We start from the raw sequence: 13,396 nt of genomic DNA, 5'->3' as shown, positions 1-13,396 counted from the left end.
AACCTATGTTCACTCGCCGCGGATTCCTGAAAGGGCTCGGCTTTTTTGCTGTCGGCTCTGTGCTCGACACCGCCCTCCGTACCCAACGCGTCCTCGCATCCCAGCACGACATCAAGATCACCGCCGTCGAACCCTATGTCCTCAAAGGCGGCAAATGCTGGGTTATCGTCCGCACCTCCGAAGGCGTCACCGGAATCGGCGAAGTGAGCCCGATGAACGCGGCCGCGGCGGCCTTGCTGATTCGCGACGCGTTCGCGCCCCTGCTCACCGGCATGAACCCGCTCGACATCGACCGCTGCTGGGACCGCGTCTTCTACCGCACCTACAAACAGGGCGTGATGGGCCTGCAAACCGAAGCGCTCGCCGGCGTGGACATCGCGCTCTGGGATATCCTTGGCAGGGTCGCCGGCATGCCCATCCACCGCCTGCTCGGCGGCAAGCGGCGCGACTCCGTGCGCGTGTACGCGAGCATCGGCGGCGCGGCGGAGGCCTCGCCGGAATCCGTGGCAAAGCGCGCGGAAGCGGCCGTGAAGGACGGCTTCACCGCGGTCAAAATCCGGCAGGACTACGGCCCTCTCGTTCCCGATCGCAACGTGAAAAAAGACCTCGCCGTGCTCGACGCCGTGCGTAGAGCCATCGGCGACGACGTCGAACTCAAGTACGACGTAAACAACGGCTATTCTTTACAAACCGCAATCAACGTCGGCAAAGAATTCGAGCGCTTCAACGTAATCCACTACGAAGAACCGCTCGCGCAAACCAACTACGCGGGCTATGCGAAATTGGTCGACGCTATCGACGTGCCCGTCGCCGCCGGCGAACACGAATACACGCGCTGGCAGTTCCGCGACCTTATCGAACAGGCGAATGTCGATATCGTCCAGCCCGACCTCGTCAAGTGCGCGGGCATCTCCGAAGCCGTCAAGATCGCCGCCCTCGCCTCCGCGCGCCACAAGTCACTTTGCCCCCACCAGACCCAACCCACCATCGGCCAGGCCGCGACACTCCATTACACCAGCGTATTCGTCGACAACGACATGGCCCAGGAACTCACGGAGAACGGACACAAGAGCCCCCTCCACGACCTCTTCATAACTCCCCTCGAATGCAAAGACGGCCGCCTCACCGTCCCCGACACCCCCGGCCTCGGACTCGAACTGGACGAAAGCAAACTCAAGAACGTCATCGCATAGACCCCATTATTCCTGCAATCACAAGCGCGTCGTTCCCCGTCCATTTCGTCCATGCGTGTCCATTCCGTCCGTTCCGTCCATCCACGTCGCCCATCAAAACCAAACGACCCTCCTCGCCGCCGACTGCCAAGGCGGTATCGCTGCTGGCCAGTTCTGGCAGCGCCCTCCATCTGGACAGCAGGTAATGAACCCATTATTCAATTGCTCCAATCACAGTTGTCGGCATTTTGCCACTGCTGACGGGTATGGACAGACCGATTCGCCCAGGCGATAGTGCGAACGATAACTACAAGTACGTATGATATTGAAACTAATTATGTTACAAATATTTAGTCAATTGTTAACCCCTCGTTTCGAAAAATCGCCTCTCGCCCACATGAACACCAAAGACTGCAACACCGTGGGCAATTGGTATGAGAGACGATATACATTGACGTGAGCTTGGGGTGTTTGGAGCAAACATTGACAAGCGTCGATCGAAAATACCTGCAACTGCTCGACGAGAATCCAGGTCTCGCTTCCGAACAGTGTCGCGGGTTCCTCATCGCCGTATGGGACAACCTTGCCGTCCGGGTGCAGCGCGAACACCCGGAACTCGGCGGACGGCGGCTCGCGCTTGCTGTTGCGCGGCGTTTGTATGCCTCGGATCTGTGCACGCAAGCGTTATTGGACAAGGTAAACCTTGACGATGCCCGCTGACTTGCGCGAGACGGACTTGCGCCTGACGTCCGCGTTGCACGAATCGCCAGCGTGGATTGCGTGCCGGACCGCTGCGCGAGTTCGCCAAGTAACTCAACTTGTCCGATGAACTGGATCGGTTGTTTCGCCGTGTGGATAAGGGTTGACTCACTCTTCCAGCGCGGCCGGCCACGGCAGCGACAGTGCGCCGGCGCGGGGTTCAATGGGGCCCTTGGGCAAGGACTCGTGCCACGCGAGGAGTTTCCTGGACATTTCCTCGACGATGGCAGGGTTATCGCTCGCGGTGTTGTCCACTTCAACGGGGTCGTTGGGGATGTCGTAGAGCTCGATGCGCGACCGGTCGGGGTTCATGAGCAGCTTCCACCTGCCCTCGCGAATCGCCATCATCGGGCTCATGTGCATCGGATCGCCGATGACGATGAAGCGCCTCTCCCAATAGAGCGCCTTCGACCGGTCGCGCGGCGAGCCGGTGAGCGCGGCGGACATGTCCTCGCCGGCGAACGGCACATTGTCCGGCGCCTTCGCGCCGCATAGCGTGGCGATGGACTGGAGGAAATCCACGCCGCTGAGAACGGTCCTTTCGTCGACGACGTTCGCGGGGGTGCGCGCCGGCCAGCGCACGATGAACGGAGTGCGGACGCCGCCTTCGTAGAGGCTGCGCTTGCGCCCGCGGAACGGCCCCGCGCTGCCGATGCCGCTGTGCGCAGTGGTGAGTACGTGTATGTCTTCGGGGCCGTTGTCGCTGGAGAATACGACGATGGTGTTGTCCGCGATGCCAAGTTCGTCCAGTTTCTGGAGAATGCGGCCGATATTGCGATCAAGTTCGGCGAGGGCCGCGTGATAGACCTCGTGCGGGGTGGTGAACTTACCCGTAAGGCGGTCCGAGCGTCGCGCATCGTGGAACGGCGCCATTTGTTCCTCGCTCGGGTCGAGCGGCGCGTGCGTCGCGTGGCTCCACACGTTTATGTAGAACGGCCCCTCGCGGTGCTTCTCGATGAACCGGATCGCCTCGTCGGCGATGAGTTCGCTGGAGCGCCGCCAAAACGACCTGTCTTCGCCCCAATCGGATTTGCCGCCGAGGTTGTACACCCTGCGCTCGTCGAACCCATACTCCGACGGCGGCACATCGCCAAGGTGCCATTTGCCAAAATGGCCCGTGGCATACCCCGTGGCCTTCAGCGTGTCCGCGAGCGTCGGTGTGGCGGGATCGAGCGCCTGCGGCATGCCGCGCTTCTCGTTCTGTTCGGCTGTCGCGAAATGCGCGTGAATCCCCAACTCGGACGGAAACCGGCCGGTCATGAACGCGGCGCGCGTCGGCGAACATACCGGGTTGTTCACGTAGAAGTTGGCGAAGCGTATTCCTCCGCGCGCGACCCCGTCGAGGTTCGGCGTCTGTGACACCGTACTGCCGTAACACCGCAAGTCGCCCCAGCCCAGATCGTCCGCGAGAATGAAGATGACGTTGGGCGGCCTGGCGGACGCCGCGTACGTGTGGTTCGACGCGGCCATCGCGAGCCCAGCCGCGGATGCACTGCGAAGAAATTGACGGCGTGTCAGCACGGGATGGGTTCTCCTGTGTGTTAGTCGATAAACATGAACTCGTTGCTGTTGAAAAGGATGCGGCAGGCGCTGGCGAGCCCGTTCACATCCGCGTGAGACGCCAGCGCTTGTCGTTCCCTTTCCGACGGTTCGCGGCCAAGCGCGGCACGGAACGCTGCAACAACCTGGGCATTAGGATCGGAAGTTGCCGCTTGTACGCGCTCGGCCAAGTACTCGGATTGTTTGACGACAAACGGATTATTGAATACGGCCAGAGCCTGCAACGCGGTGATGGTCGTATTGCGCGCCGGGACGTTCTGCGACGGGTCGGCGCAGTCGAGCGTTTCCATGAATGGATCGGGGACACTGCGCACAACGAACCGATACACCGATCGCCGGAACGATTTCGGATCGGCAACGTCAAATTTGTCGTAGTAGTACCCGGGGGAGTGATCGTCCTTGAACGCGAATAAATCGTAGCCGGGCCCTCCCATGGTCAGGTCGAGCTTGCCGCTGACGGCGAGGACGGCGTCGCGCAACGATTCGGCGTCGAGTTGTCGGCGGTTCATGCGCCAGAGGAGTTGGTTGCCGGCGTCGGCGCGTTCGCCCGCGTCGTTAGTATCCGACACTTGGCGGTAGGTTGCACTGGTGACGATCAGTTTATGCAGCCACTTGAGCGACTGGCCGTGCGAGAGGAATTCGTCGGCCAGCCAGTCGAGCAGTTCGGGGTGCGTGGGGTACGCGCCCATGTGTCCGAAGTCACTCGGCGTTTCGACGATGCCGCGCCCGAAATGATAGTGCCACACGCGGTTCACAATACTGCGCCACGTAAGCGTGTTCTTGGGGTCCGCGAGCCAATTTGCGAGCGCGGCGCGGCGCTGGCCCTCGTTGTCCGGGTCTGAAATCGCTAACTGCGCGTCCAGTGGCTTCACGACTGCCAGCGCCGAGGGAGTCGCGAGTTCGCCCTCCAACTTCACGTCGCCGCGCTGAAGTATGTGAACGGGACGCGGCTTGCCCGCGGGTGTGAACGTGCCCTCGGGTCGAAAGTCGTTTGCCGCGGCGTAGGTCATCTGCGGCTCGGGCAACGCATCGAGCGCAGTAACGATCTCCTTCAACCGCGCGCGGACGGCGTCGCGCTCGTCGCTCAACGCGGAATCAACGAGTGCGTTCACACGTTCATCGCGCCGCGATTGAAGTTCGCCAATTCGCGCGTCCAGCGCCTGCGTGCCTTCATTTGCGCCAACGGACTTGACGATGGCCCGGCGGCTGCTGAATCCATCGACCAGCCCCTTCTTGCTCCAGCGTCCGCCTTCGATTGAATCGAGCGCGGTAACATTCGCGTCAAGCGCGATGTCTTTTCCACCCGACTGCACGCGCAACTCCGCGAGCGCGAACGCGAAGTCGGAAGTGCGCTCCCACAGCTTCGTCGCGGTCACGCGCACGTACCTTGCCGTCCCACCGACACTATCGACACGATACGGCGTGTCCGCGGCATTCGGAAAATCGGCCTTGGTTTCGTCTACAACGATGTGCGCGGATTGAAACGCCGCGTCGTCGGACGTTTCGATCTTGAAGCGCACGGGAAAACCAAAGCCCGGTGTATCGGGAAAGTCCGTCGGCATGGCGGGAATGAGATGGATCGAGTCGATCTTCTGCGACGATCCCAGATCGACCTGGACCCATTTCGTGACGTCTCGCATGCGTTCGATGGCGCTGTGATATCCATTGGTAGGACTTTCGCCCAGCTTCTTCAGTTCTGCGCGCGCGCCTGCAAGTTGTTCGTCAATCTTCGCCAATTCGTCGTCCGTGACGGCGGCGAAAGCCGTCTCAATCTCCTTTGCGCGCGCATCGAGCTTACGCCGCTCCGCAGTCAATGCAATACGTTGAGCGTAAATGGCCGGGTCCTTGTCGACAGGCCGATCCGCACGATCGACGCCCGCGAATACCGCCTGCAGGCCGTAGTATTCGCGCTGCGAAATGGGATCGAACTTGTGATCGTGGCAGCGCGCGCAGTGTACGGTCATGCTGGCGAACGTCGCCATCGTGTTCACGACCATGTCGTCGCGATCGAGCGCGCGGGTGATGTTCTTGTCGACCGTGCCCTCGCGAAGCTCCGCGTGGCCGACGAAGTCCCACGGTCCCGCGGCGATGAAACCGGTAGCGATGACACCGTTTGAGTCGTTTGGGGAAAGCACATCGCCCGCAATTTGTTGCTTGATGAATTGGCCATACGGTTTGTCGTCGTTCAGCGACTGAATGACGTAGTCGCGGTAGGGCCAGGCGTTAGGCCGGCGCTTGTCTTTGTCGTAACCGTGCGTGTCGCCGTAGTGGACCACGTCAAGCCAGTGGCGTCCCCAGCGTTCGCCATAACGCGGCGACGCGAGCAACCGATCGACGAGATTCTCGTACGCGTTCGGATTGGAATCGTTGATAAACTCGTCCACTTCCTCCGGCGACGGCGGCAACCCGATGAGGTCGAACGACAGCCGACGTATCAGTGTTCGCCGGTTCGCTTCCGGCGACGGCGCCAATCCTTCCCGTTCGAGACGCGCAAGGACAAATCGATCGATCACGTTTCGCGCCCATGCTGCATCGTGTACCTCGGGCGGCGCAGCCTTGCGTAACGGCTGGAACGCCCAATGTTCCTCGTAGGCCGCGCCGGAATCGATCCAGCGGCCGATTGTCCCGATTTCCTCCGGAGTCAGTGACTTGCCGGAATCGGCGGGCGGCATGTGATCGTCTGCGAACGGGCTTGCGGCGATGACGTTCCACAGCCGGCTCGCAGAACGGTCGCCGCGAACCACGGGGGTAGCGCCCGAAGCGATCGGTCTGTAGAGTGCAGAATCGTTGTCGAGGCGGAAATCCGCCTTGCGCTTCGCGGCGTCCGCGCCGTGGCATGCGAAACAGTTCTTTACGAAGATCGGTAGTACGTCGCGATTGAACCGCACGGCGGCCGGCTCGGCTGAGGCAGCGACGGCGAGAACGCAAGCCGCGACAAGGGAGGCCGCCCGGAATTTTGATTGCCTGCGCATACTCGGCATTATAGTCACCGGGCTGCATTGGTGAAACTGCACGGGGAGACGTTCGCATGCTCCGCACTGTCGCGCGTTTATCGGTATGGGTAGCGCTCCTTGTCGCGAGTAGCGCGCTTGTCGTTGGGGCGGATTCGCAGAGTATGACCATCGAGGTGGACGCGCGCGACCTGCCTCGAAAACTGCTTCACGCGCGGATCACCGTGCCAGTGCCCCCCGGCGAACAGCGGTTCGCCTATCCCAAGTGGATGCCGGGGACCCACGCGGGCTCAGGCCCGGTGCAAAACGTGGGCGGCCTGCGCTTTCTGACGAAAGACGGCAAGGCCCTCGATTGGAAGAGGGACGACGTCGAATTTTGGCAGTTCGTGTGTGTTGTTCCGCCGGGCATTTCCGAGTTGACGATCGAAGTCGATTACATCTGCAGCCAGCCCGACGCCAATAGCCGAGGCGTGGACAGTTTCGGCAACTCCCTGATTGGCGTCATTAACTGGAATACGTGCCTCGTATATCCGTTCGCGTGGAAGCCCACCGATGTTTCGCCAACGCTGTCCCTTCAATTGCCGGAGGGATGGAAGTATGCGACAGCGTTGGAGGCACACGAAGAACACGGCGGTATTGTGTCGTTCAAGCCGGAGCCGTTGGACGAACTGATTGACAGTCCCCTGATCTGCGGCGAACACCTGCGCACGATTCCTTTGGAGCAGGATTTCGCGCCCGCGTTGCTGCATCTCGTTTCAGAATCCGAAAGCGCGACAAACCTGAAACCGGAATTGATCGCGAAGTACGCGAACGTTGTCGCGGAAGCCGGAGATATCTTCAAGTCCGCGCCATACGACACATATCACTTCCTCGTCACGTGCAGCAACGACATACCCGCGAACGGATTGGAGCACCGGCGGTCAAGCCTCAATGGCGTCGGCGAGCGCGACCTAATCGAGGAGGAGCCGATCAAGGGCTGGGTCGGTTATCTATTGCCGCATGAGTTCGTTCACGCGTGGTGCGGCAAATATCGGCGTCCCGCAGCGATGGTCACCGGCGACTTCCACACGCCGCAGCACACCGAGCTGCTGTGGGTTTACGAAGGGCTGACGCAATACCTCGGCGAAGTGCTCAACGTGCGCGCCAGCATTTGGGAGCTCGACCATTACAGGCGGCACCTCGCAAACGACATCAGCTTTCTCAAGAGCCAAACCGGGCGCCAATGGCGCCCGCTTGAAGACACCGCGGTGGCGTCGGGCCAACTGCGCGAACGCAGCACCTACTGGGGCGGCCTGCGGCGGAACCAGGACTATTACGTCGAGGGAAAGCTGCTGTGGCTGGAGATCGACGGAAAGATTCGCGAGGCGACAAGCGGGTCAAAGTCGCTTGACGATTTTCTGGGCGCGTTCTTCGCGGTAGACAACTCTAAGCTGCCGGTTTCACCGTTCACATTCGACGAACTCTGCGGTGCGCTCGAGGCGGTTGCGCCGCTCGGCTGGAAGCAGTTCATCGAATCGCGCGTCGCCGAGACGCAGGAAAGCCTTCCGCTCGATGTCGTCGGCCTCCTCGGCTACCGCTTGCAGTATGCGACGGAAGCGCCGGAGTACGTGAAGGACCGCGAGAAGGAGCGCAAGTACGTAGCAACACTCGATGCGATCGGTGCGGACGTCGGCGACGGAGGCGAAGTCCGCTCGAACATCGTTCCCGGATCGCCGATCGATGTGGCCAATCTTGGGCCCGGCACAACGATTATCGGCGTGAACGGCCGCAAGTTCTCGAATGACCGCCTCAAGGACGCCGTCAAGGACAGCGTCATGCGCGGAAACATCGAGTTGCTGGTGCTGACCGGCGACACCTACCGGACCGTAACGTTGGACTACAAGGACGGCGCCAAGTATCTCGAGCTTGTGCGCGATGACGCCAAGCCCGATTATCTTACGGCAATCTGCGCGCCGCGGAAGAGGTCATAGCTGTGCAGCCGGATTCTGCACGACGCTTGACGAAGATCGTTTTCGTAGCGCCGGCGCTCCTCTTGTTTTCGACTGCCGTGGAGAGCGAAATCCTTGCGGAACGGTTTCGCGCATCGCTTACCGTGCACACTCCGGTAAATGTCGTCGCGGGAATCGTCGATGGGCAGACGGTGTTTTGTGTGCAAGGCGATGCTGTTCGTGGCGGCAAGCGTATTGCCGCAGTGGACGTTGTAGGCGCGAACGGCGTATTGATCCGAACACTTGACGAACCAGGGACTACGGGCGGCTCGCAGTCCGGCGCTTACCTGCACTGGATCGACGACAATGCGGGGCCAATGGTGCTGTTCTCCTGGGTGCCGGACCGGGATGACATACCCGGCGGCGCGAATCTTGTGCGCGTAACAGATGGAACCGTAGTTGCGCGGATTCGGAACAGGACACGCTTTGGAAACAACAACTCGATTGTCGCGGACATCGATGGCAATGGCCGCGTCGACGTGCTGTATGCGGACCAGCAATCGTTGTCGCTGCTTACGCTGCCGAACCTGGAAGCACAATGGCGTGTCGACACGGGCATCAATTTTTGCTGGAGTCTTCCCGCGTTTGTGGACGTGACCGGCGACGGCCGCCCGGAGGCGGTCTACGGCAGCGAGTACAACAATCCCGACGGAACGTCGTCGTTCATTGCGCTCGACAATTCAGGCAAACCGGTGTGGCGCACAGACGGTCATGCCGAAGACCTCGGATCGACGCCGGTGTTTGTCGTGGATGTGGACGGTGACGGCACGGACGAACTGGTCAAAGTGGGGCTCGATCTGGAACACCGAAACAAGCAGGAATGGAACCACGCCCACGTCTTCGATCGCAGCGGCAGGCTGGTGTCTCGCGCCGCGCTGGGCTTTACCGGCATTGCGATCGCGAATCTCGACGACGACCCCGCGCTTGAGGGCGTTGGGATCACCAATACGCGCGACGGCGGATCGAACGGTGTGCGCGCAATTCGCTGCGTCGAGTTGTCCACGGGCAAGACCGAATGGACGACACCCGTCGAACGCACGTATCTTGACGACAACTCGCCCGTAGCCGGAGATTTTGACGGTGATGACAACTTGGAGATTGTCGTTGGTACGGGCAATCCGTGGGGCTATGCCCGCTTGCCGAACAGCGAGCCGTGGGGCGACCAATACGTGGTGTCGGCGAAGGGCGAGATTCTTCAGCGAATGACGCTACCGGGCCGGCCGACGAATTCACTTTTGATCGATCTAGATGGTGACGGCGCTGGAGAGGTTGTGACGGTGCTGGACGGCCAGCCGGGGTGGCTTGCCGTGTACGACACGCGCGCGAAGACATCGCGCCGGGAATGGCACACCCCATTCGGCTCGCCGTTACGCGATGGGACTATGGCGCCGTAGCTCTTCGGCCGTGGAAAGGGCGAGGATGAATTTCACTGTTCGTACCATTGGCATGGTCTACAATTCGAGGAAGGACGTTGTGGACGATGGTTGGGCGATGATTCCTTCGCAGATACGGCTTAACGACGAACTGCCTGATGAAAGCCTGAACGGTATCGAGGAATTCTCGCACATCGAGATCGTCTACATTTTCCACAAGGCGCTGGAATCGAACCCTGTCCTGGGCGCGGAGCATCCGCGTGAAAACGCGAACTGGCCGAAAGTGGGCATTTACGCGCAGCGAAAGAAGGCACGGCCCAATTTTATCGGGTGCACCATCGCGAAATTGATTCGGCGCGAGGGACGAAACTTGTTTGTTGAGCGCTTGGACGCGATCGATGGAACGCCGGTACTCGACATCAAGCCTGTCATGCGGGAGTTTCTACCGGATGGCGAGGTGCGTCAGCCGCAGTGGGCAGAAGAACTGATGCGGAATTATTGGTAAGCCGATGGAAAGGTTCGTCCGGATAAGCGCGGCACTGGGTATTGCGGGTGCGCTTCTTCTTTCCGCCGCCAACGCCGAACTGACACGTGAGGATGGGGCGAAAAGCGTGCGGCAAAAACGCATGCACTGCGGTGTCGCGGCGATGGAAACGATTTTGCGATTCTGCGGCGAAACCAGTTCCGATTTTGCGCAAGACCGCCTTGGTCTTCGGCATAATGCGCGCATTGCGGAGTACAAGCTGCGGTATCCGCAACAGAACTTCGTCGAGCAGAACTATCCCGCATACGAAAGTTCGGAACAGCCGATCATGATGGAGATGCTAATCGACGACGGGTTCTGCGTGATTTCGACGCGAAGCTCGCTCAACAAAGACGGGTCGGAAGTGTTGCCGCAGGTAGCGGCGCTGATGGAAGACCAGCTTCGCGCACAGCATTGGATGGTCATTCATGTGGAAGCGCATTACGTGGCAATATCCGCGTTTGACGAAAAGACGCGGGAAGTGATGGTGAACGATCCGAACAATCCGGTATTTCGAAACACGCTTCCGCTGGAGACCGTGGCCGACCCCAACGGTAAGTGGATTGTCAACTCCCGATTGCAGGTGCGCAAGGGATGGAACGGCCGGTTTCTTGCGTTCTGGCGCCCGAAGGACGATGCGGAGAAACAGTGGAACGCGGTGGACACGTGTCCCGTGTGCCGCGAGGTCACAGCCGGGCAAACGCACCAGGTGTGCGCGAAGTGCCGCGTGTACATCGACCGGAGAAAGGACCGCAGTGTGCAGCGCGGCTTGGACGCGATCGCGCGCGCCGCTGGGCCGAAGTATCAGTGGGACGTTAGCCTCGGTCTGCTGCGGCGATTCCGGGTGGGCGATCCGGAGGTCAAAGACATATCGGAAGACGCGTGGCGCCAGGCGCTGGTTTGTTACCCGCTCTACACCAAAGAAAAAGAAAAGATCGAAACGCTCGCGCGTTATGCGAGCCGCGCCGGCTTGGACTTGTCTGCGTTGAAGACCAAGGAACTTGAGCAAGTCGTCACATCCGGAAACCGATGGTACGGGATGCTGATGCGTTACATGGAGCAGTATTGACGGGCCGAGATTGCACGAGAAAATCGAAGGGAGAAGAAAACGATGACCGCATGTAGACGCTGGGGAGCAGTCGTATCCGTACTGGTGTGGGCCGCGCTCGCAAGCCAGGCAGAGCCACTGCACGTGTATCTGACGTACTCGGGCGCGCCGGAGACGTCGATCGACATCAACGTGCTGGAGCGCGAAAAGGTCGCCGCGCCGGTGGACGTGTATTACGACACGGAACCGCGCGGCGGCGACGCGAAGGCGTATACGAACAAGATCACGGCGGGGTATGTCCAATCGACGATGGAGTTGAGCGATCGCCGCGCGTTGTATGTCGCGCCGTTGAAGGACCTGAAGCCCGGCACGACGTATTACTTCGTCGGCGGCGAGGCCAAGTACGGCATGTCGACGGAACGGAAGTTCCGTACCTTACCGGGTGGGGACGCGCCGTTCCGGTTTGTAAACGGCGGGGACATGGGCGCAGACGGGTTGGTGATTCCGCTGTTGACCCTTGCGGGAAAAGAGAATCCCGACTTCGGGATCGTCGGGGGCGACATTGCGTACGTGAACGGGTTGCTGGGCGGGTTCGCGACGTGGGACAAGTGGCTCGACAACTGGGACCAGTTGATGGTGACGACGGACGGGCGGATGATCCCGATTGTAACGGCGATCGGGAACCATGAGGTGAACCGGTACGAATCGACCGAGTTCTCGATGACGTCGCCGTGGTACATGGGGCTGTTCGGGCGTCAGGGCCGGAACGTGTTTCACACAAAAAAGGTGGGCGACAACGCGGTGTTTTTCCTGCTCGACTCGGGCCACCTCGAACCGCACGATGGCAAGCAGACGGCGTGGTTGAAGCAGGAACTCGAGCAACACAAGGACGTGAAATACAAGTTCGCGGCGTACCACGTGCCGCTGTATCCCGCGCACCGGCCGTACGATGGCGGAGGGTCGAAATTGGGTCGTGAACATTGGGGACCGCTGTTCGACGAATACAATCTTACGCTGGGGATGGAGCACCACGATCACGTATTCAAGCGCAGCAAGCCGCTCAAAGACGGCAAGGTGGTCAAGAAAGGTACGGTCTACATCGGCGACGGGTGCTTCGGACGGGAAGCGCGCGTGATCGACCCGCAGGTACGGTGGTACAACAGGGTCGAGAAGTCCGCTGCGCATTTCTGGGTGGTGGATGTGTCGAAGAGGGGGCTGAAGCTCAGGGCGATTGACGATAAGGGCGCGGAGATCGACCGGTTTTCGTTGCCGTAAACAGGCCTTGAGTTCCGGTATAACTTGAGTTATACTGGGGGTATGAAAACAGCAGTTTCGCTACCCGATGATTTGTTCGAAAACGCCGAACGCTTGTCAAAAACGCTCGGCGTGAGCCGGAGCGAGCTGTATCGACGCGCGCTTTCTCGATACATCGAACAGTACGACGAGCAGGCGCTGATCGATGCGATCAATGCCGTCTGTGACGCAGATCCTGAAGCGACGAAACCCGACTCAGCGCTTGAACGAATGCAATTCTCAAGGTTGCCAAGAGAAGAATGGTAGTTCGTCGAGCGGAGATTTGGTGGGCGGATCTCCCCGAACCGCGCGGGTCGGAACCAGGCTACCGCCGCCCCGTCCTCATTGTTCAGTGCAACGTTCTCAATTCCAGCCGGATCGCCACAGTCTTAGTCGCAGCAATTACATCGAATTTGCGACTCGCCAACTTGCCTGGCAATGTGCGGGTGTCACGCAAAGATAGTGGCCTCGCTCACGAATCCGTCGTGAATGTCTCGCAACTGTATACCCTCGATCGCGATTACCTTATCGATCGCATCGAAACCTTGTCTCCAAAAACAATGGAGATCATTGATAACGGCTTGAGATTCGTGTTGGGTTTACAAACACCTCGCCGCGAATGGGCAGGTGGAGAATCTCGTTAGGACTCCTAGACCTAGCGACTCGCGAGGAGCGACGATACACCGCAGTCGTTGGCCCTGCTGTGTTACACTGAACCAGCTGTAAGGC

Annotated in this window: 11 protein-coding genes; 9 read left to right on the top strand and 2 right to left on the bottom strand. The window is 60.2% G+C overall.

What is annotated here, in order from left to right; all coding sequences use genetic code 11:
• Positions 1 to 5: 5 nt before the first annotated feature.
• Positions 6 to 1,193, top strand: coding sequence for a mandelate racemase/muconate lactonizing enzyme family protein (locus HUU46_08030; GenBank protein NUM53575.1), 1,188 nt, complete (start codon positions 6 to 8; stop codon positions 1,191 to 1,193).
• A 462-nt stretch (positions 1,194 to 1,655) separates the two neighbouring features.
• Positions 1,656 to 1,892: a hypothetical protein gene (locus tag HUU46_08025; protein NUM53574.1), complete on the top strand. Its 237-nt coding sequence runs from the start codon at positions 1,656 to 1,658 to the stop codon at positions 1,890 to 1,892.
• 147 nt (positions 1,893 to 2,039) lie between these two features.
• On the opposite strand, the gene HUU46_08020 is transcribed toward HUU46_08025, so the two are convergent.
• Both HUU46_08020 and HUU46_08015 read right to left on the bottom strand, forming a co-directional pair.
• Complete coding sequence (locus HUU46_08020; GenBank protein ID NUM53573.1) at positions 2,040 to 3,452, bottom strand: sulfatase-like hydrolase/transferase; 1,413 nt, start codon at positions 3,450 to 3,452, stop codon at positions 2,040 to 2,042.
• Positions 3,453 to 3,472: 20 nt separating this feature from the next.
• Entirely contained in the window at positions 3,473 to 6,379 is a 2,907-nt protein-coding gene (locus HUU46_08015; protein ID NUM53572.1) for a DUF1553 domain-containing protein, read from the bottom strand.
• 140 nt (positions 6,380 to 6,519) lie between these two features.
• On the opposite strand from HUU46_08015, the gene HUU46_08010 reads away from it, so the two are divergent.
• Genes HUU46_08010 through HUU46_07980 form a run of 7 tightly spaced genes read left to right on the top strand, consistent with a single transcriptional unit; the run spans position 6,520 to position 13,311 of the window.
• A complete protein-coding gene (locus HUU46_08010) occupies positions 6,520 to 8,412 on the top strand; it encodes a M61 family metallopeptidase (GenBank protein NUM53571.1) in 1,893 nt (630 codons plus the stop codon).
• Between the two features lie 26 nt (positions 8,413 to 8,438).
• On the top strand, positions 8,439 to 9,824 hold the full coding sequence (locus HUU46_08005) for a VCBS repeat-containing protein (GenBank protein NUM53570.1): 1,386 nt from the start codon (positions 8,439 to 8,441) through the stop codon (positions 9,822 to 9,824).
• Between the two features lie 25 nt (positions 9,825 to 9,849).
• A complete protein-coding gene (locus HUU46_08000; GenBank protein NUM53569.1) occupies positions 9,850 to 10,308 on the top strand; it encodes an SAM-dependent methyltransferase in 459 nt (152 codons plus the stop codon).
• Positions 10,309 to 10,312: 4 nt separating this feature from the next.
• Positions 10,313 to 11,395 carry a hypothetical protein gene (locus HUU46_07995; GenBank protein ID NUM53568.1) on the top strand — a complete coding sequence of 361 codons (1,083 nt, stop codon included), beginning with the start codon at positions 10,313 to 10,315 and terminating at the stop codon, positions 11,393 to 11,395.
• A 42-nt stretch (positions 11,396 to 11,437) separates the two neighbouring features.
• A complete protein-coding gene (locus HUU46_07990; protein NUM53567.1) occupies positions 11,438 to 12,649 on the top strand; it encodes a metallophosphoesterase family protein in 1,212 nt (403 codons plus the stop codon).
• A gap of 42 nt (positions 12,650 to 12,691) precedes the next feature.
• Positions 12,692 to 12,934 (top strand): ribbon-helix-helix protein, CopG family, encoded by a 243-nt coding sequence (locus HUU46_07985; protein NUM53566.1) that lies wholly within the window; start codon positions 12,692 to 12,694, stop codon positions 12,932 to 12,934.
• Entirely contained in the window at positions 12,928 to 13,311 is a 384-nt protein-coding gene (locus tag HUU46_07980) for a type II toxin-antitoxin system PemK/MazF family toxin (protein ID NUM53565.1), read from the top strand. Before HUU46_07985 ends, HUU46_07980 begins: the two co-directional genes overlap by 7 nt.
• Positions 13,312 to 13,396: the final 85 nt, after the last annotated feature.

The organism is Candidatus Hydrogenedentota bacterium (assembly GCA_013359265.1).
Lineage (GTDB): Bacteria > Hydrogenedentota > Hydrogenedentia > Hydrogenedentales > SLHB01 > JABWCD01.
Note: the sequence above shows the minus strand (reverse complement) of the source record. Positions and strands in the feature narration are given on the sequence as shown.

Bases quoted from the DNA above. Each gene is read 5' to 3' on its own strand.
- HUU46_07985 (NUM53566.1), top strand. From the start codon at position 12,692: ATGAAAACAGCAGTTTCGCTACCCGATGATTTGTTCGAAAACGCCGAA.
- HUU46_08030 (NUM53575.1), top strand. From the start codon at position 6: ATGTTCACTCGCCGCGGATTCCTGAAAGGGCTCGGCTTTTTTGCTGTC.
- HUU46_08010 (NUM53571.1), top strand. From the start codon at position 6,520: ATGCTCCGCACTGTCGCGCGTTTATCGGTATGGGTAGCGCTCCTTGTC.
- HUU46_07990 (NUM53567.1), top strand. From the start codon at position 11,438: ATGACCGCATGTAGACGCTGGGGAGCAGTCGTATCCGTACTGGTGTGG.
- HUU46_07995 (NUM53568.1), top strand. From the start codon at position 10,313: ATGGAAAGGTTCGTCCGGATAAGCGCGGCACTGGGTATTGCGGGTGCG.
- HUU46_07980 (NUM53565.1), top strand. From the start codon at position 12,928: ATGGTAGTTCGTCGAGCGGAGATTTGGTGGGCGGATCTCCCCGAACCG.
- HUU46_08000 (NUM53569.1), top strand. From the start codon at position 9,850: ATGAATTTCACTGTTCGTACCATTGGCATGGTCTACAATTCGAGGAAG.